General features: G+C 69.9%; 10 protein-coding genes. All 10 read left to right on the top strand.

Annotated features, from left to right (window positions below; genetic code table 11):
- Position 1: 1 nt before the first annotated feature.
- Positions 2–613, top strand: coding sequence for a DsbA family protein (locus VJT49_RS13690; RefSeq protein ID WP_324165166.1), 612 nt, complete (start codon positions 2–4; stop codon positions 611–613).
- A gap of 54 nt (positions 614–667) precedes the next feature.
- A complete protein-coding gene (locus VJT49_RS13685) occupies positions 668–1,918 on the top strand; it encodes an ATP-grasp domain-containing protein (RefSeq protein WP_324165165.1) in 1,251 nt (416 codons plus the stop codon).
- 99 nt (positions 1,919–2,017) lie between these two features.
- Positions 2,018–2,680 carry a TRM11 family SAM-dependent methyltransferase gene (locus VJT49_RS13680; protein ID WP_324165164.1) on the top strand — a complete coding sequence of 221 codons (663 nt, stop codon included), beginning with the start codon at positions 2,018–2,020 and terminating at the stop codon, positions 2,678–2,680.
- A 21-nt stretch (positions 2,681–2,701) separates the two neighbouring features.
- Positions 2,702–3,946 (top strand): ATP-grasp domain-containing protein, encoded by a 1,245-nt coding sequence (locus tag VJT49_RS13675; RefSeq protein WP_324165163.1) that lies wholly within the window; start codon positions 2,702–2,704, stop codon positions 3,944–3,946.
- Complete coding sequence (locus VJT49_RS13670; protein WP_324165162.1) at positions 3,946–5,202, top strand: MFS transporter; 1,257 nt, start codon at positions 3,946–3,948, stop codon at positions 5,200–5,202. Before VJT49_RS13675 ends, VJT49_RS13670 begins: the two co-directional genes overlap by 1 nt.
- Before the next feature lie 36 nt (positions 5,203–5,238).
- A complete protein-coding gene (locus tag VJT49_RS13665) occupies positions 5,239–6,582 on the top strand; it encodes a hypothetical protein (protein ID WP_324165161.1) in 1,344 nt (447 codons plus the stop codon).
- Positions 6,583–6,687: 105 nt separating this feature from the next.
- Positions 6,688–8,022 (top strand): ATP-grasp domain-containing protein, encoded by a 1,335-nt coding sequence (locus tag VJT49_RS13660; RefSeq protein WP_324165160.1) that lies wholly within the window; start codon positions 6,688–6,690, stop codon positions 8,020–8,022.
- A complete protein-coding gene (locus VJT49_RS13655) occupies positions 8,019–8,879 on the top strand; it encodes a hypothetical protein (RefSeq protein WP_324165159.1) in 861 nt (286 codons plus the stop codon). Before VJT49_RS13660 ends, VJT49_RS13655 begins: the two co-directional genes overlap by 4 nt.
- Positions 8,880–13,934, top strand: coding sequence for an amino acid adenylation domain-containing protein (locus tag VJT49_RS13650; protein WP_324165158.1), 5,055 nt, complete (start codon positions 8,880–8,882; stop codon positions 13,932–13,934).
- On the top strand, positions 13,934–14,158 hold the full coding sequence (locus tag VJT49_RS13645; protein WP_324165157.1) for a tautomerase family protein: 225 nt from the start codon (positions 13,934–13,936) through the stop codon (positions 14,156–14,158). Before VJT49_RS13650 ends, VJT49_RS13645 begins: the two co-directional genes overlap by 1 nt.
- Positions 14,159–14,166 lie beyond the last annotated feature (8 nt).

Genomic DNA, 14,166 nt, shown 5'->3' with positions numbered 1-14,166 from the left:
GATGTCAGTGACTGCCCCCAAGGTCGACTTCTACTTCGACCCGGCGTGCCCGTTCGCGTGGATCGCCTCCCGGTGGATTCTCGAAGTGGAGCGGAACCGGGACATCGACCTGAAGTTCCACGTGATGAGCCTGTCGGTGCTCAACGAGAACCGGGAGATCGAAGAGTGGTACCGGAACTTCTGTGACCGCGCGTGGGGGCCGGTCCGGGTGTGCGTCGCCGCCGGGCAGCACCACGGGAACGCCGTGCTGCGCGACCTCTACACCGCGCTCGGCACCCGGATCCACAACGGCGGCAACAAGGACTACGCCGAGGTCGTCGCGCAGGCCCTCGCCGAGGTGGAACTGCCGGCCGAGCTCGCGGAGGCGGCCGACGGGACCGACTACGACGAGGCGCTGCGCAAGAGCCACCGCGAGGCGCTCGACCCGGTCGGCGAGGACCTCGGCACCCCGGCCATCCACATCGACGGCGTCGGGTTCTTCGGGCCGGTGCTGAACGCCATCCCGCGCGGCGACGAGGCGGTGCGGGTGTTCGACGGTGCGTTGAGCCTGGCGAACAACCCCCATTTCTTCGAGATCAAGCGCGCCCGTACCGGCGGCCTGAACTACGAGTGAGGTTCGTCCGGGGCCGTCTGGACGAACCTCGATGACAAGAACGGACTTTCTTCAATGAGGCGTATCGGATTCGTCGAGTCGAACCTGTCCGGGTCCGGGTTCGACGCGTTGCGGGCGGCCAGAAAACTGGGCCTGCACGTCATCTTCTTCAACTGCGGGCTGGATCGGTATCACGCGGCGGCCGGCGGCACCGAGGTGCTGAGCACGTGTGTCGACGAGTTCGTGTCCTGCCCGACCCACGAGCTGGCCCCGCTGATGGCGGCGGTGGAGCAGGTCAACGCGCGGGAGCCGTTGTCGGCGTTGCTGTCGGTCGCCGAGTACGAGGTGGTGCCGGCCGCGGAGGCGGCCCGCCTGCTCGGCCTGCCCGGCCCGGACCCGGACGGCATCCGGGTCGCCAGGAACAAGGCCGACCAGCGGCGGCGATGCGCCGAGCGCGGCGTGCCCATCCCGGAGTTCCGCGCGGTGACCACGGCGGAGGAAGCCGCGCGGGCCGCCGAGGAAATCGGCCTGCCGTGCGTGGTGAAGGCGGCGGACGAGACCAGCGGGTTCCACGTCGTCCGGTGCGCCACCATGGCCGAGGTGATCGACGGTTTCCGTGCCATCGTGTCGGTGCCGACGAACCTGCGCGGCCAGCCCCGGCATCGCGAAGTGCTGGTCGAGGAGTGCCTGGTCGGGTTCGAGGTCAGCGTGGAGGTGCTGGCCGCGGCGGGATCGGTACGCGTGCTCGGGGTGACCGACAAGATCGTCGGCGGGCACAACCGGTTCGTCGAGCTCGGGCACACCTTTCCCACGGCGCTGCCGGACTCCGTCCGCGACGGGCTGGCGCGGGCGGCGGTGGCCGCGGCGCAGGCGGTGGACTTCGATCTCGGCATCGCGCACATCGAGCTGAAGTACACCGCGGACGGCCCGAAGCTCGTGGAAATCAACCCCCGCCCCGCCGGGGGCCGGATCACCGAGCTGATGGATCGCAGCCTCGGCGTGGACACCATGGAGCTGGTGGTCCGCCAGTACCTCGGCGAGCCGGTGACGGTGGCCGGGGCCGGACCGGCGCGGGGCGCGGCGATCCGTTACCTGACCGCGGAACCGGGCGTGGTGGACACGGTGACCGGCGTGGACGTGGCGCGGCTGGTGCCCGGCGTGCACGAGGCCGTGGTGTACCCCGGACCCGGCGCGCTGGTCCGTCCCCTGCGGGTCAACGAGGACCGGATAGGTCATGTACTGGCGACCGCGGACGATCCCTATGTCGCCGGCCGGACCGCCGAGGCCGCCGCGCAGCAGATCGTGGTGTCCACGCGCCCGGAGTAGCCAGGCCAAGCCTCGCGATGCACGTTCGATGGCTCGCCGATGGACGCGCCGGTCATGCTCTGTCACGACGGCGGACCGACCGTGCGGAGGGGGAACGCGATGAGTGTGACCAGTTGGCGGCTGCTCGAGGGTGAGGATCCCGAATTCGTGATGCGGGGTTCGATGGCCCAGACCGCGTGGGTCAGCCAGCTGCGCCCGCTGATCGTGGAACTGAGCGAACCGGGTGATCTGGTGTTCGACCCGTTCGCCGGCTGGGGGACCACCATGGTCGCGTGTGCCGTCGAGGGCAGGCGCGGGATCGGCGTGGAGATCGAAAAGTCCCGCGTCGAGGCCGCCCGCGAGCGGCTGGCCGGCTACGAGGGGCAGACCATGATCTGCGGGGACGCGCGCAAACCACCGCTGGACGACGAATCGGTCGACATGGTGCTGTGCGATTTACCGTACTTCGGCACGAACTACGCCGACGACACCGAGTCCACGTTCTACGCCCTGCGGGATTACGACGACTACCTGGGTGCCCTCGACGACGTGTTCGCGAGCATGGCGAGGGTCATGCGGCCGGGTGCCCACGCCGTGGTGTGCGTGCACAACCGGCGGATCGCCGGCCGATTCGTGCCGCTGGCCTGGGACACCTCACGTGTCCTCGGCCGGCACCTCACGCTGGGGGATGAGCGAATCCACCTGTACCCCAGGCAAGGCGAGCCCGAGGATCCGATGGTGACCAACCGCGCGCACGAGTACGTGCTGGTCGCGAAGCGCTGATTGTCGCGAGGGGAGAACGAAATGCCGAATCTGGTCATGGTGATGCCCTACCGGGCGTTCATCGGTAAGGCGCGGAGCGAGGGGTTCCGGATCAGCGCGATCTGGGATCCCGCCGTGGCCGATCGGCTGTATGGCGCGCACGCCACCCGGTACCTTCAGGACGTCAGAGCGCAGGCCGACGACTTCCGCCTGGTGGACTTCACCGACCACGCGGCCTACACCGAGGCGATCCGCGCCGCGGTGCGTGAGTTCGAGGCCGACCACGTCTGGCACACCGGCGGCGAGGACACCATGATGCCGGCTTACGAGGTGGCCGCCGAACTGGGCAAGGCGGTCAACCCCCCGGCGTCCGTCGCGCTGCTCAACGACAAGCTCGCGATGCGCACCCTGTTGCGCGACAAGGGTATTTCCTCGGTGCGGTTCGCCACCGCGCGGTGCTGGCAGGACGTGGCCGGGCTGCTGGCGGACTTCACGCTGCCGGTGGTGGTCAAGCCCACCACGCTGGCCGGCAGCCGGGGGACCTTCCTGCTGACCGACCCCGCCGACCTGCCCGCCTGGGGCGACACGCTGGCCTCCTACCGCTACGACGGGCCGTTGCTCGTCGAGGAATACCTGCGCGGCCCGGAGTTCAGCGTGGAGACGCTGACGGTGCGCGGTGTGCATCACGTGATCGGCGTGACCCGCAAACTCCTCGGCCCGCTGCCGCACTTCGTCGAGCTCGGGCACATCTTTCCCGAGCCGGACACGGCGGAAACCCGGGCGGTGGCCGCGCTCGCAATCGAACTCCTTGACGCCGTGGGATATTCGTGCGGCCCGGCGCACACCGAGGTCATCCTGACCGGAGACGGGCCGGCCCTGGTGGAGTCCCAGGCCAGGCTCGGCGGGGACAAGATTCCCCAGGTTGCCGCGCTGGCAACGGGTTTCGACATGGAGCGGGGTATCTTCGCGGCCCTCGCCGGGCAGGCGCCGAGGCTGGACACGCCGAGGAAGGTCGGGCACATCGCCTACCTGAGCCTGCCGATCGGCACGCTGCGGTCGGTGTCGGGGCTCGACGAGGTGCGAGGGCTGGATTTCGTGGACACGCTGAGTTTCCCGTTCGCGGCCGGGGACCGGATTCCGGAGACCGTGAACTCCAAGACCCGCCATGGTTTCGTGATCCTCACCGGCGCCGACGCCGCGCAGGTGAGGGCTCGCGCGGACCAGGTGCGTGAGCTGATCAAGGTTGAGGTGGACACCGCCGTGCCGGCCGGGCAGGTCGTAGCCTGATGGGATTTCTCGCGCTGCACCGCAATGTCCGGATCCGGATCGGGGTGCTGTTCGTCCAGCGGCTGATGGACACGATGATCGCCACGTTCATCGCGATCTACCTCGCGTCCCGGGTCGGCGTCGTCGCCACCGGTGCGCTCGTGCTGCTCCTCGCCGCGGCCGCGATGGTCGCCATGCTGGTCGGCGGCCACCTGTCGGACGGCTGGGGTCGCCGTCCGGTGCTGATCACGGGCGAGTTCGCGGCCTGCGGGTTCCTCGTGCTGATGACGGTCGCGAATTTCGCCGGCTGGGGTCCGCTCGCGGTGTTCTTCAGTTATGCCCTGGTCAAGTTTTCCACCAGCATCGCGATGCCCGCCAACGACTCGATGATCGTCGATGTGACGACGCCGGAAAACCGCAAGTTCGTCTTCACCGTCAACTACTGGGCGGTCAACCTGGCGCTGGCCGGCGGCGCCATGCTCGGTGGTTTCCTGTACGGCACGCATTTCGGTCTGCTGATCGCGGTGGCCGCCGTCGGCATGGGCGGTGCCCTTCTGGTCACCGTCCTGTTCGTGTCCGAGACCAAGCCGGAAACCGCGACCGGCGAGCCGCCCGCCAAGCGATCCGGGTTCGGCCAGTTCGTCGACGGGTACCGGCTGGTGCTCGTCGACCGGACCTTCGGGCGGTTGCTCATCGCCGCCACCCTCGGGATGACGCTCGAACTGCAGATGAGCAACTACATCGGGGTCCGGCTGGCCGATGATCTGCCGGTGCAGCGGTTGTTCCCGTTCGGCGATGTCGACGGTGTGCGCATGCTCGGCCTGCTCAAGGCGGAGAACACCGTTCTCGTGGTGATCATGGCGTTGTTCATGCACGTGCTGCTGCGCCGGATGTCCGACCGGATGCGGTTGTACGCGGGCATTGCCATGTTCGCGGGCGGTTTCGCGGTGCTCGCGGTCGGCCACTCCGCCTGGGTGCTCCTGCTCGCCTGCCTGGTGCTGACGATCGGCGAGTTGATGAACGTGCCGGTCAAGCAGTCGCTGCTGGCGGAGCTGGCGCCCGAGCAGGGCAGGCCGCGGTACATGGCCGCGTACAACCTCAATATCCGCATCGCCCAGGCGCTCGCGGCCGGGTTCATCTCCCTGGGCGCGATCGTGAGCCCGTGGGGGATCTCGGCGCTCTACGTCCTCATGGGCGTGGTCATCATCATCCAGTACCGGGCGATTCTGGCGCGCCGTGGTACGCGTGCCGAGGCGGAGAATCCCGCTGCCGCGTGATTTCCGCGCACATTCGAGTTTGGGGAGCGAATTCTCATGCAGGCCACCGCGAATCGGGTCACTGAAGCCTACATCGCCGAATGCGCCGCGCGGGGTGGCCGCCTGCGCGACGTCTGCGGGGAGGTGGATGTCCCCGCCGCACAGCTGAAGGTGTGGCGGCTGCTGCCCCGCCCGCTGATCGCCGAGGAGGCGGAGCTGCGGGCGTTCGGCAGCGACCTGGCCCGGATTTTCCGGCTGGTGACCGAACTGCCGCAACGCTGCTTCGACGGCGATCTCGAACGTTTCTGCGCGGCCTTGCGGATCGACGAGCGGCGGGTCAGGCTCATGCGGCGGCTCGGCGACACCGCCCCGCCGATGTACGGCCGCTCCGACATGTACCACGACGGCACGACGTTCCGGCTCCTCGAGTTCAACATCGGCAGCGCGGTCGGCAGCCTGGACGTGGTCGGTACCCTGCCCAGGGCGCTGCTGCGGGTCCCGGCGTTCGCGGAGTTCGCCACCGCGCACGGGCTTCGGTTCCACGACACCGGCAGGGACATCGCCGAAACGCTGCGGACCGCGGGACAGGCCGTCGCCTCCGGTGAACCGGTGGTGGCGATCCTTGAGGGCCCGGGCGGGATGGCCGCCTACAGCCATCAGCGGCGCGCGCTCGCGGATCAGCTCGGCGGGCACGGGCTCGGCTGCCGGGTCGGCGAGATCGGCGACCTCGAGTTCCATCGGGGTAAGCCGCGCCTCGACGGCACCCCGATCGACGTGATCCTGCGCTACTTCGCGCTCGAGGAGATGCTCGCGCACCGGGACGGCGATGCCCTGCTGGAGCCGGTGTTCCGCGCTCACGAGGAAGGCACCGTGGTGCTGTGGACGCCGATGACGAGCAACCTGTTCGGCAACAAGGGAACGCTGGCGATGCTCTCCGAGTTCGCCGGGGACGGCTCGGTCTTCTCCGCCGGGGAGCGTGCGGTGATCGACCGGGTGTTGCCGTGGAGCCGTATGCTCGGCAAGCCGGGTGTGGCCACCGACGCCGCCCTCATCGAGGACTGCCTCGAACGCCGGGAACAGTTGGTGCTCAAACCGACCGGGTTGTTCGGCGGTCAAGGTGTGGTGATCGGGCGCGAGACGGACGACCACACCTGGCGGGACGCGGTGACCCGGGGGGCGGCCGCGGGCTGCCTTGTCCAGCAGGAGATGCGCCCGAGCATCGAGCTCATGGTGGATCCGGAGACCGGTGAGTGTGCCGGGTGGTCCACGCTATGGGGTGCCTACCTGACCCCCGCCGGTTTCGCCGGTGCGCTGGCGCGCGCGGTACCGCCCGGTGGTACCACGGTGATTTCCTTGAGCGCCAACAGGAACACCCGTTCCACGTGTGTATTCATGTGCTGAGCATGCCGATGTAGCGCGAAGACACATTCGATAGCCCGCCGGCGGATGCTCGGTGTTACCAGGTTGCGGTGTCGACCAATCGGGCACCGGTAGTGGGGAGGTGTCGTGACGTTCGTCAACGCGGTCCGGCCGGTACGCGGCGAGCCAATGCGTCCGGAGTGGACGGTGCTGCTGATCGGCCACACGGCGGAGACGGTGCGCAAGGCCAAGGATCTCGGTCTGGACGTGATTCTGGTGCAGCACCGGGACAAGCTCGAGGGAGCACAGGCCGGGCTGGCCGACGTCACGCTGGTCGCCGACTTCACCGACGAGTCGGTCGCCGGGCCGCTGATCGAGGCCGCGCACCGGATCTGGCGGTTCAGCGCCGCGATCTCGTTGACCGAGACCGGTTTGACGGCCGCGGGACGCGCCAACGACCTGTTCGGCCTCGGCGGCACCGGACATCACGCGACCAGCCTGCTGCGCGACAAGCTGGCGATGCGCGAGCACCTGGCGGCCAACGGTGCGCCCGCGGTGGCCGCGCGAGCGCTGACCGGGCGGGCTGACCTGCTGCCGTTCGGCGCCGACCACGGATATCCGTTCGTGGTCAAGCCGGTCGATCTCGGCGCCGGGTTCGGTATCCAACTGGTGCGCGGCCCGGCCGACGCCGAGCGGGTATGGGCGACGGTCGAGCGGTTGCGGCGGCGGGGAAGGCTCGACAAGGGCACCACGCTGTACCAGGCACGGGACTTCTTCATGGAGGAGTACATCGGCGGTCCCGAGTTCAGCGTGGAGTCGTTCAGCTTCGCCGGGCGGCACCAGGTCATCGCGATCACCGAGAAACTCGTCGACCCCGGCCACTTCTGCGAGCTCGGGCACGCCATGCCGGCTCGGCTCAACCCCGTCGACGAGGCGCGGATCGTGGCCGCGACCGCCGAGTTCCTTGACCTTGTGGGAATCAGGGATGGGCCGGCACACACCGAGCTGCGGCTGAGCCAGCGCGGACCGCTGATCATCGAGTCGCACAACCGGCCGGGTGGCGGCCATATCCCCGAACTGGTTCAGCGCGTCTACGGGGTCGACCTCGGCGCGTACACGCTCGGCTGGCCGTTCGGGCTGGTGCCGGAGATCACCGCCCGCCCGGCGCCGCGCGGCGCCGCCGCGGCCCGTGCGGTGGTGGCCGGGCCAGGCCGGATTTCCCGGCTGGACGGCGTCGCCGAGTTGGCCGCGCGGCCGGACGTGGTGACCGTGGCGATCACCGCCCAGGTGGGTCAGATCGTGCCACCCGTGCACGACAACTGGGACCGCCTCGGCATGGTCGCCGTCGAGGCCGGGGACGCCGACACCGCCGTCAAACTCTGCGAGGAAGCGGTCCGCGACGGGCTGACGGTGGAGATCGAGCCGCTGGCGGAAGCCCACCAAGACACCGTCGCGTGCGAACTCGCGGAGGAAACAGCATGACCGTGGTGATTCTGCATCCGCCGGGCCGCTCACTGCCGCCGTACCCGGAGTGGCTTGCCGGTGTGGCGACCGACCTCGTCCTGGTGACGGGTCCGGCGACGGCGGCCGGTGCCGGATACGCGGACGTTCTATCCATTGTGGACTACGAGACGTCGGCTCGGGTCGAGACCGCGGTACTCGACATCGCCGAGAGGACCGACCTCACCGCGATCGTGGCGGTCGGTGTGCTCGACCAGATCAGGGCGGGCGGCCTGCGCGACCATCTCGGGCTGCCCGGCCCGGGCCGCGACACCGCGATCGGGCTCGTCGACGGGGTGCGCGCCGCCGGACTGCTTGCGGACGCCGGTGTGCCGTCGCTCCCGCGCGGTCGGGTGCGGCGGGCGGTCGACCTGTACTGGTACGCGCACAGGTGGGGCTGTCCCCTGCGCATCCGCTCCCGTCGGGTCGCCGGCTGGCCCACCGTCGTCGTGCTGCACGACAGAGACGAACTGCGCGCGTTCACCGAGGGCGGGCTGCCGGCCAACCAGGAAGTGATGCCGAGCCTGATGGCCGAGCCGGTGGTGGCGGGGGAGCGGCACCGGGGCGTGTTCGCCCTCGACGGTGACCGAGCCCGCGCGATGGACAAGTACCCGGATGCGCACACGTTCACCGAGCTCGCGGGCGGTGCACTGTCCGCTGTGGACGCCATGGCCGGGTGGCCGCATCACGTCGAGGCGGTGTCTTCTGACGAGGGGGAATGGCTTGTCGAGACGATCAGTTGCGATCCGACGCCGGCGACGCCGGGCGCGGACTTCCTGCTGTGCGCGGTCGTGCGGGCCCAGGTGGGTCAGCTCCCGGCACTGGCGCGGGTGGTCTGAATGACCGTTCTGGTACTGCACCGGCTGGGCTCGGTGGCCGGCGCGCCCTACCGAAGCTGGCTGGCCGACTACGACGGCGACGTGCTGCTGCTGGCCGGCCGCGAGTTCCTCGACCTGGTCGGCGAGGACCTGCCGACCGGCACCGGCGACTACGCGCACGCCGAGGCGGTGCGGGGCTACGACGTCAGCGGCCAGATCGAGGCGCGCTGCCTGGAGTTGGCCGAGCGGCACGGCATCCGGCACCTGGTCGCGTGCAACGAACTGGACCTCGAGCGCGCCGCGCAGCTCCGCGAGATCGCCGGGCTGCCCGGCCCGCGCCTGGACGCGCTGATTCCGTTCCGCGACAAGCTGGTGATGAAGGACCTCGCCGCGGCGGCCGGGCTCGCGGTACCGCCGTACCGGGACGTGGAATGCGCGACCGACCTCGTGGGTTTCGTGGCCGAGCACGGGCTTCCGGTCGTGCTCAAGCCGAGGGACAGTGCCAGCTCGGTCGGCGTGCGTACCCTGCGCACGAGTGAGGACCTCGACGACTTCCTGGACAACGGGTTCGACCTGTACGGTCCGCACCACCCCAACCTGCTCGTCGAGTCCTTCGTGCCCGGCCGGATGTGCCATGTGGACGGTTTGGTGCTCGACGGCCGGATCGTCGCCGTGTGGCCCTCGCAGTACCAGTACGCGCTGGCCACCTTCGCCACCGACCGCGGCGGGCGGCTCGACCTCACTCTCGACCGGGACGATCCGCTGACCGGCCGGCTGATCGAGTACACCGAGCGGCTGCTCGACGCCCTCCCGGGCGACGAGGACTTCGCCTTCCACGCGGAGATCTTCCACACGCCGGACGACCGCCTGCTGCTCTGCGAGATCGCCGCCAGGGCCGGGGGCGCCGGGGTGCGCGATACCCAGCACCTGCTGTTCGGCTTCGACCCCAGCGAAACCGTCGTCCGGGCACAGCTCGGCCTTCCGCTGCCGGAGCGGCTGCGGGGCTACCGGTTGCGGCCGGCGCGGATGGCCGGCCAGCTCGTCCTGATGAAGCGCCCCGGCCGCGTGGTCACGGTCCCGGACGGGCCACCGCCGTTCGAGTGGGTCGAGAAGTTCCGGGTGTTCGTCCACTCCGGACAGAGCATGGCGGCGGCCCGGCATTCCGGCGACTTCATGGTGATGGCCATCGTGGCCGGGCCGGACCGGCGCACCTGCGAGAACCGGCTGCGACAGGTGGAGGAGTGGTTCCTCGCCGGGCTCGTCCTCGACGGCACCGACGACGACACACCCGACAGCGGGGCACCCGGCGACGCCACTCTGACCGATCTCCTTGACATGCAGGCACAAGCTCGCCCGAAGGCCACCGCGGTGATCTCCGGTTCCGAACGGCTGACCTTCGCCGGGCTCGCCGACCGCGCCCGGCGGGTGGCCGGTCACCTGCTGGGGCTCAGTGTCGCGCCGGACGACCGGGTCGGCCTGTTCGTCGAGGCGTCCACCGATCTGATGGTCGGCGCGTGGGGAATCGTGCGGGCGAGAGGCGCGTACCTGCCGCTGTCCCCGGAGTACCCGGACGACCGGGTGCGGTACATGATCACCGACGCCGGGGTCCGGATCATCCTCACCCAGCAGCACCTGCGGGCGCGGCTGGCCGCGCTGGTGCCGCCTGGCGTCACGATCGTCACGGTCGCCGAAGCGCGGGCGGCACAAGGAAATCCCGTCCCGAGCCCGGCTCCGCGCGAGCTGGCCTACGTCATCTACACCTCGGGCAGCACCGGAGCGCCCAAGGGCGTGATGATCGAGCACCGCACCATCGTCAGCCAGCTGCGCTGGCTTCAGCGGGCGGGGCACCTCGGGCAGGACAAGACGGTGCTGCAGAAGACGCCGATGAGCTTCGACGCCGCGCAGTGGGAAATCCTGGCGCCGGCCTGCGGAAGTACCGTGGTCATGGGCGATCCCGAGGTGTACCGCGACCCGGACCGGCTGATCGAAACCGTGATCGAGCACAACGTGACGACCCTGCAGTGCGTGCCGACCCTGTTACAGGCTTTGGTGGACCACGACGAGTTCCCCCGGTGCAAGTCGCTGACCCAGGTGTTCAGCGGCGGTGAGGTGCTGACCAGAAGCCTCGCCCGGCAACTGCTCGCCGCGCTGCCCGAATGCGAGCTGGTCAACCTGTACGGGCCGACCGAGTGCACGATCAACACCTCGGCCCACACCGTCGACCGGGCGAGCGTCGACGGCGGCCCGGCGGCCATCTCCATCGGCCGCCCGGTGGACGGCACCGTCTACCACGTGCTCGACACCACGGGCGCACCGGTGGCCGACGGTGGGGTCGGCGAGCTGCACATCGGCGGTGTCCTGGTGGCGCGCGGCTACCTCGGCCGCCCGGAGCTGACCGCGGAACGGTTCATCGCCAACCCGCTCGCCGACGCCGCACGCCATCCCCGGTTGTTCCGCACGGGCGATCTGGTGCGCCGCAACGCCGACGGAACGGTCGAGTTCGTCGGCCGGACGGACAACCAGGTCAAGCTGCGCGGCTACCGCGTCGAGCTGGACGAGATCCGACTGGTGATCGAGAACCACCCCTGGGTGGCGGCCGCGTCCGTTGTGGTGAGCGGGGATCCCGGTGAACTGGTGGCGTTCGTCGAGCTGAGCCCCAGGCAGGCCGCGCTGATGGACCAGGGCAACCACGGCGCCCACCACCGGTCGAAGGAGAACCGGCTGCAGGTCCGGGCGCAACTGGCGAACCCGGGCTGCCGGGACGCCGAGGAGCTGGCCGGCGCGGCCATCGTTGATCTACCCGGCCGGGACGCGACGCCCGAGCAGCGCCGGCTTGCCTTCTCCCGCAAGACATACCGGTTCTTCGAGGGCGGCGAGGTGCGCCGGGCCGATCTCGAACGACTGCTCGCCGGCACGGCCCCGGCCGCCACCCCGGCCCGCGATCCGCGCACGCTGACCCTGACCGATCTCGGCCACCTGCTGCGGAATCTCGGCGCGCACGTCAGCGAGGAACGGCTGCTGCCGAAGTATGCCTACGCCTCGCCCGGCGCGCTGTACGCGACCCAGCTGTACCTCGAGATCCACGGCGTCGCTGGACTGCGGCCGGGTTGCTACTACTACCATCCGGCTCGTCACCAGCTCGCGCTGATCAACGAGCACGCCGGGAACACCGGGCTGCGGCTGCATCTCGTCGGCCGCAGGCGCGCGATCGAACCGGTGTACCGCAACAACATCCGGGAGGTCCTGCAGATCGAGGCGGGCCACCTGATCGGCCTGCTCGAGGAGATCCTGCCCGCGCACGGGCTGGACGTCGTCACCGGCGCGAGCGGATTGTCTACAAAGGATCTCCGCTGTGCGAAAGAGGACTGTCTCCTCGGCACGTTCGACATCGTGCCGGGCGCCGGGCGAGCGGACACCACCGGCGGCGTCGATCTCTACGTGCAGAGCCATCCCGGCCGCGTCGCGGATCTGGCGGCCGGGCAGTACCACTACCGGGACGGACGCCTGGTCAGGGTCAGCGACCAGCTCGTCGAGCGGCATCACGTCATCGCGATCAACCAGCAGGTCTACGACCGGGCCGGTTTCGGGATCTCGGCGGTCACCCGGACCAGGGGCTGGCGCGCCTACACCGACCTCGGCCGGGTGCTGCAGAAACTGTCCATGAACGACTTGCGGCTGGGCTTCATGTCCGCCGGCTACAGCTCCGAGACCGGCGCCGGGCTGCCATCGGCGCGGCGGATCGCGAGCGTGCTCGGTGCGGAGGGCGCCTCGTATTTCTTCCTCGGCGGCAAGGTGAGCGCCGAGCAGTGGCGGAGCGAGGGCATGAAGGAGGACACGGTCCACATGAACGGGCCGGCGGAAATGGTGCGGGATGATCTCGTCGCCACCCTGCCGCGCTACATGGTCCCGAACCGGGTCGTCGTGCTGGACGAGCTTCCCCGCACCCCCAACGGAAAGGTGGACGTGCGGGCATTGAAGGCGAGGGAGGTCGCGCCGGCGACCGCGGCCCGGCCACAGGTTCCGCCGCGTACGCCCGTCGAGCGCCGGATCGCCGAGATCTGGAAGGCGGCGCTGAAGCGGCCCGAGGTGTCCGTGCACGACGACTTCTTCGCCGCGGGCGGCAACTCGCTGATCGCGGTCGGGCTCGTCAACCGGCTCAACCGCGAGTTCCGGACCTCGCTGCCGGCCCAGGTGCTGTTCGAGCACCCCACGATCGGCCTGCTCGCGGAAACCGTGGCCGGCGCGGGCATCGCCAGGTCGCGGCTCGTGCGGCTGACCGGTGGGTCGCGGGAGCCGGTCTTCTGCTGGCCCGGCCTCGGCGGCTACCCGATGAACCTGCGGCCGCTCGCCGGCCGGCTGGGGCTCGACCGCCCGCTGTACGGCGTGCAGGCCTACGGCATCAACGAGGGGGAGACCCCGTACGCGACCATCGGCGAGATGGCCGCGGCCGATGTGGAACTGATCCGCCGGCTGCGGCCCGGCGGTCCGTACACGCTGTGGGGTTACTCGTTCGGGGCGCGGCCGGCGTTCGAGGCGGCCTACCAGCTCGAGCGGGCGGGGGAGCGGGTGGACCACCTGTTCCTGATCGCGCCCGGCGCCCCCGAGGTGCCCGCGGCCGGTGCCGCCGACCCCGGCCGGGCGGCCTTCGACAACCCGGTTTACGTGACCATTCTGTTCTCGATTTTCGCGGGCGGCATCACCGATCCCGCGTTGCGGGAATGCCTGGCGACCGCCACGGACGAGGCGAGCTTCGCGTCCTTCATCAGCGACAGATATCCGGACCTCGGCGTCGAGCTGGTGCGCCGGATCGTGGCGATCGTGCGGCTGACGTACTCGTTCGGATACACGTTCTCGGAACTCGCGATGCGCCGGATCGCCGCACCCGTGACGATCATCAAGGCGCGCGGGGACGACTACTCGTTCATCGAAAGCAGCGATGGTTACGCGGTGGACGCGCCGCTCGTGCGGCACCTCGGCGCGGATCACTACGGCATGCTCCGGGAGCCGGGGGCCGACGAACTCGCCCAGGTGATCCGGCAATGCCTCGGCAATCGTCGACAGAACGGGGAGTCGTGATGCCACACGTCAATATCAAGCATTTTCCGGCGCCGCTTTCCGCTGAGCGGGAATCGGAACTGGTGGCCGCCGTCAGCAGCGCCGTGGCCCGCGCGTTCGATCTGGACGAGGGGGTGGTGTCGGTCGCGCTCGAACCGGTCGCCAGGGAAGTGTGGCACGAACGGGTCTACCAGCCGGAAATCGTGAACCGCAAGGAACTGCTGCGGAAGTCCCCGAACTACTGAGAGGGAGA

Origin of the sequence: Amycolatopsis sp., from assembly GCF_035276945.1 — a bacterium.
Classification (GTDB): domain Bacteria; phylum Actinomycetota; class Actinomycetes; order Mycobacteriales; family Pseudonocardiaceae; genus Amycolatopsis_E.
The sequence above is the reverse complement of the archived record's forward strand: the minus strand, read 5'-3'. Positions and strand labels throughout refer to the sequence as shown.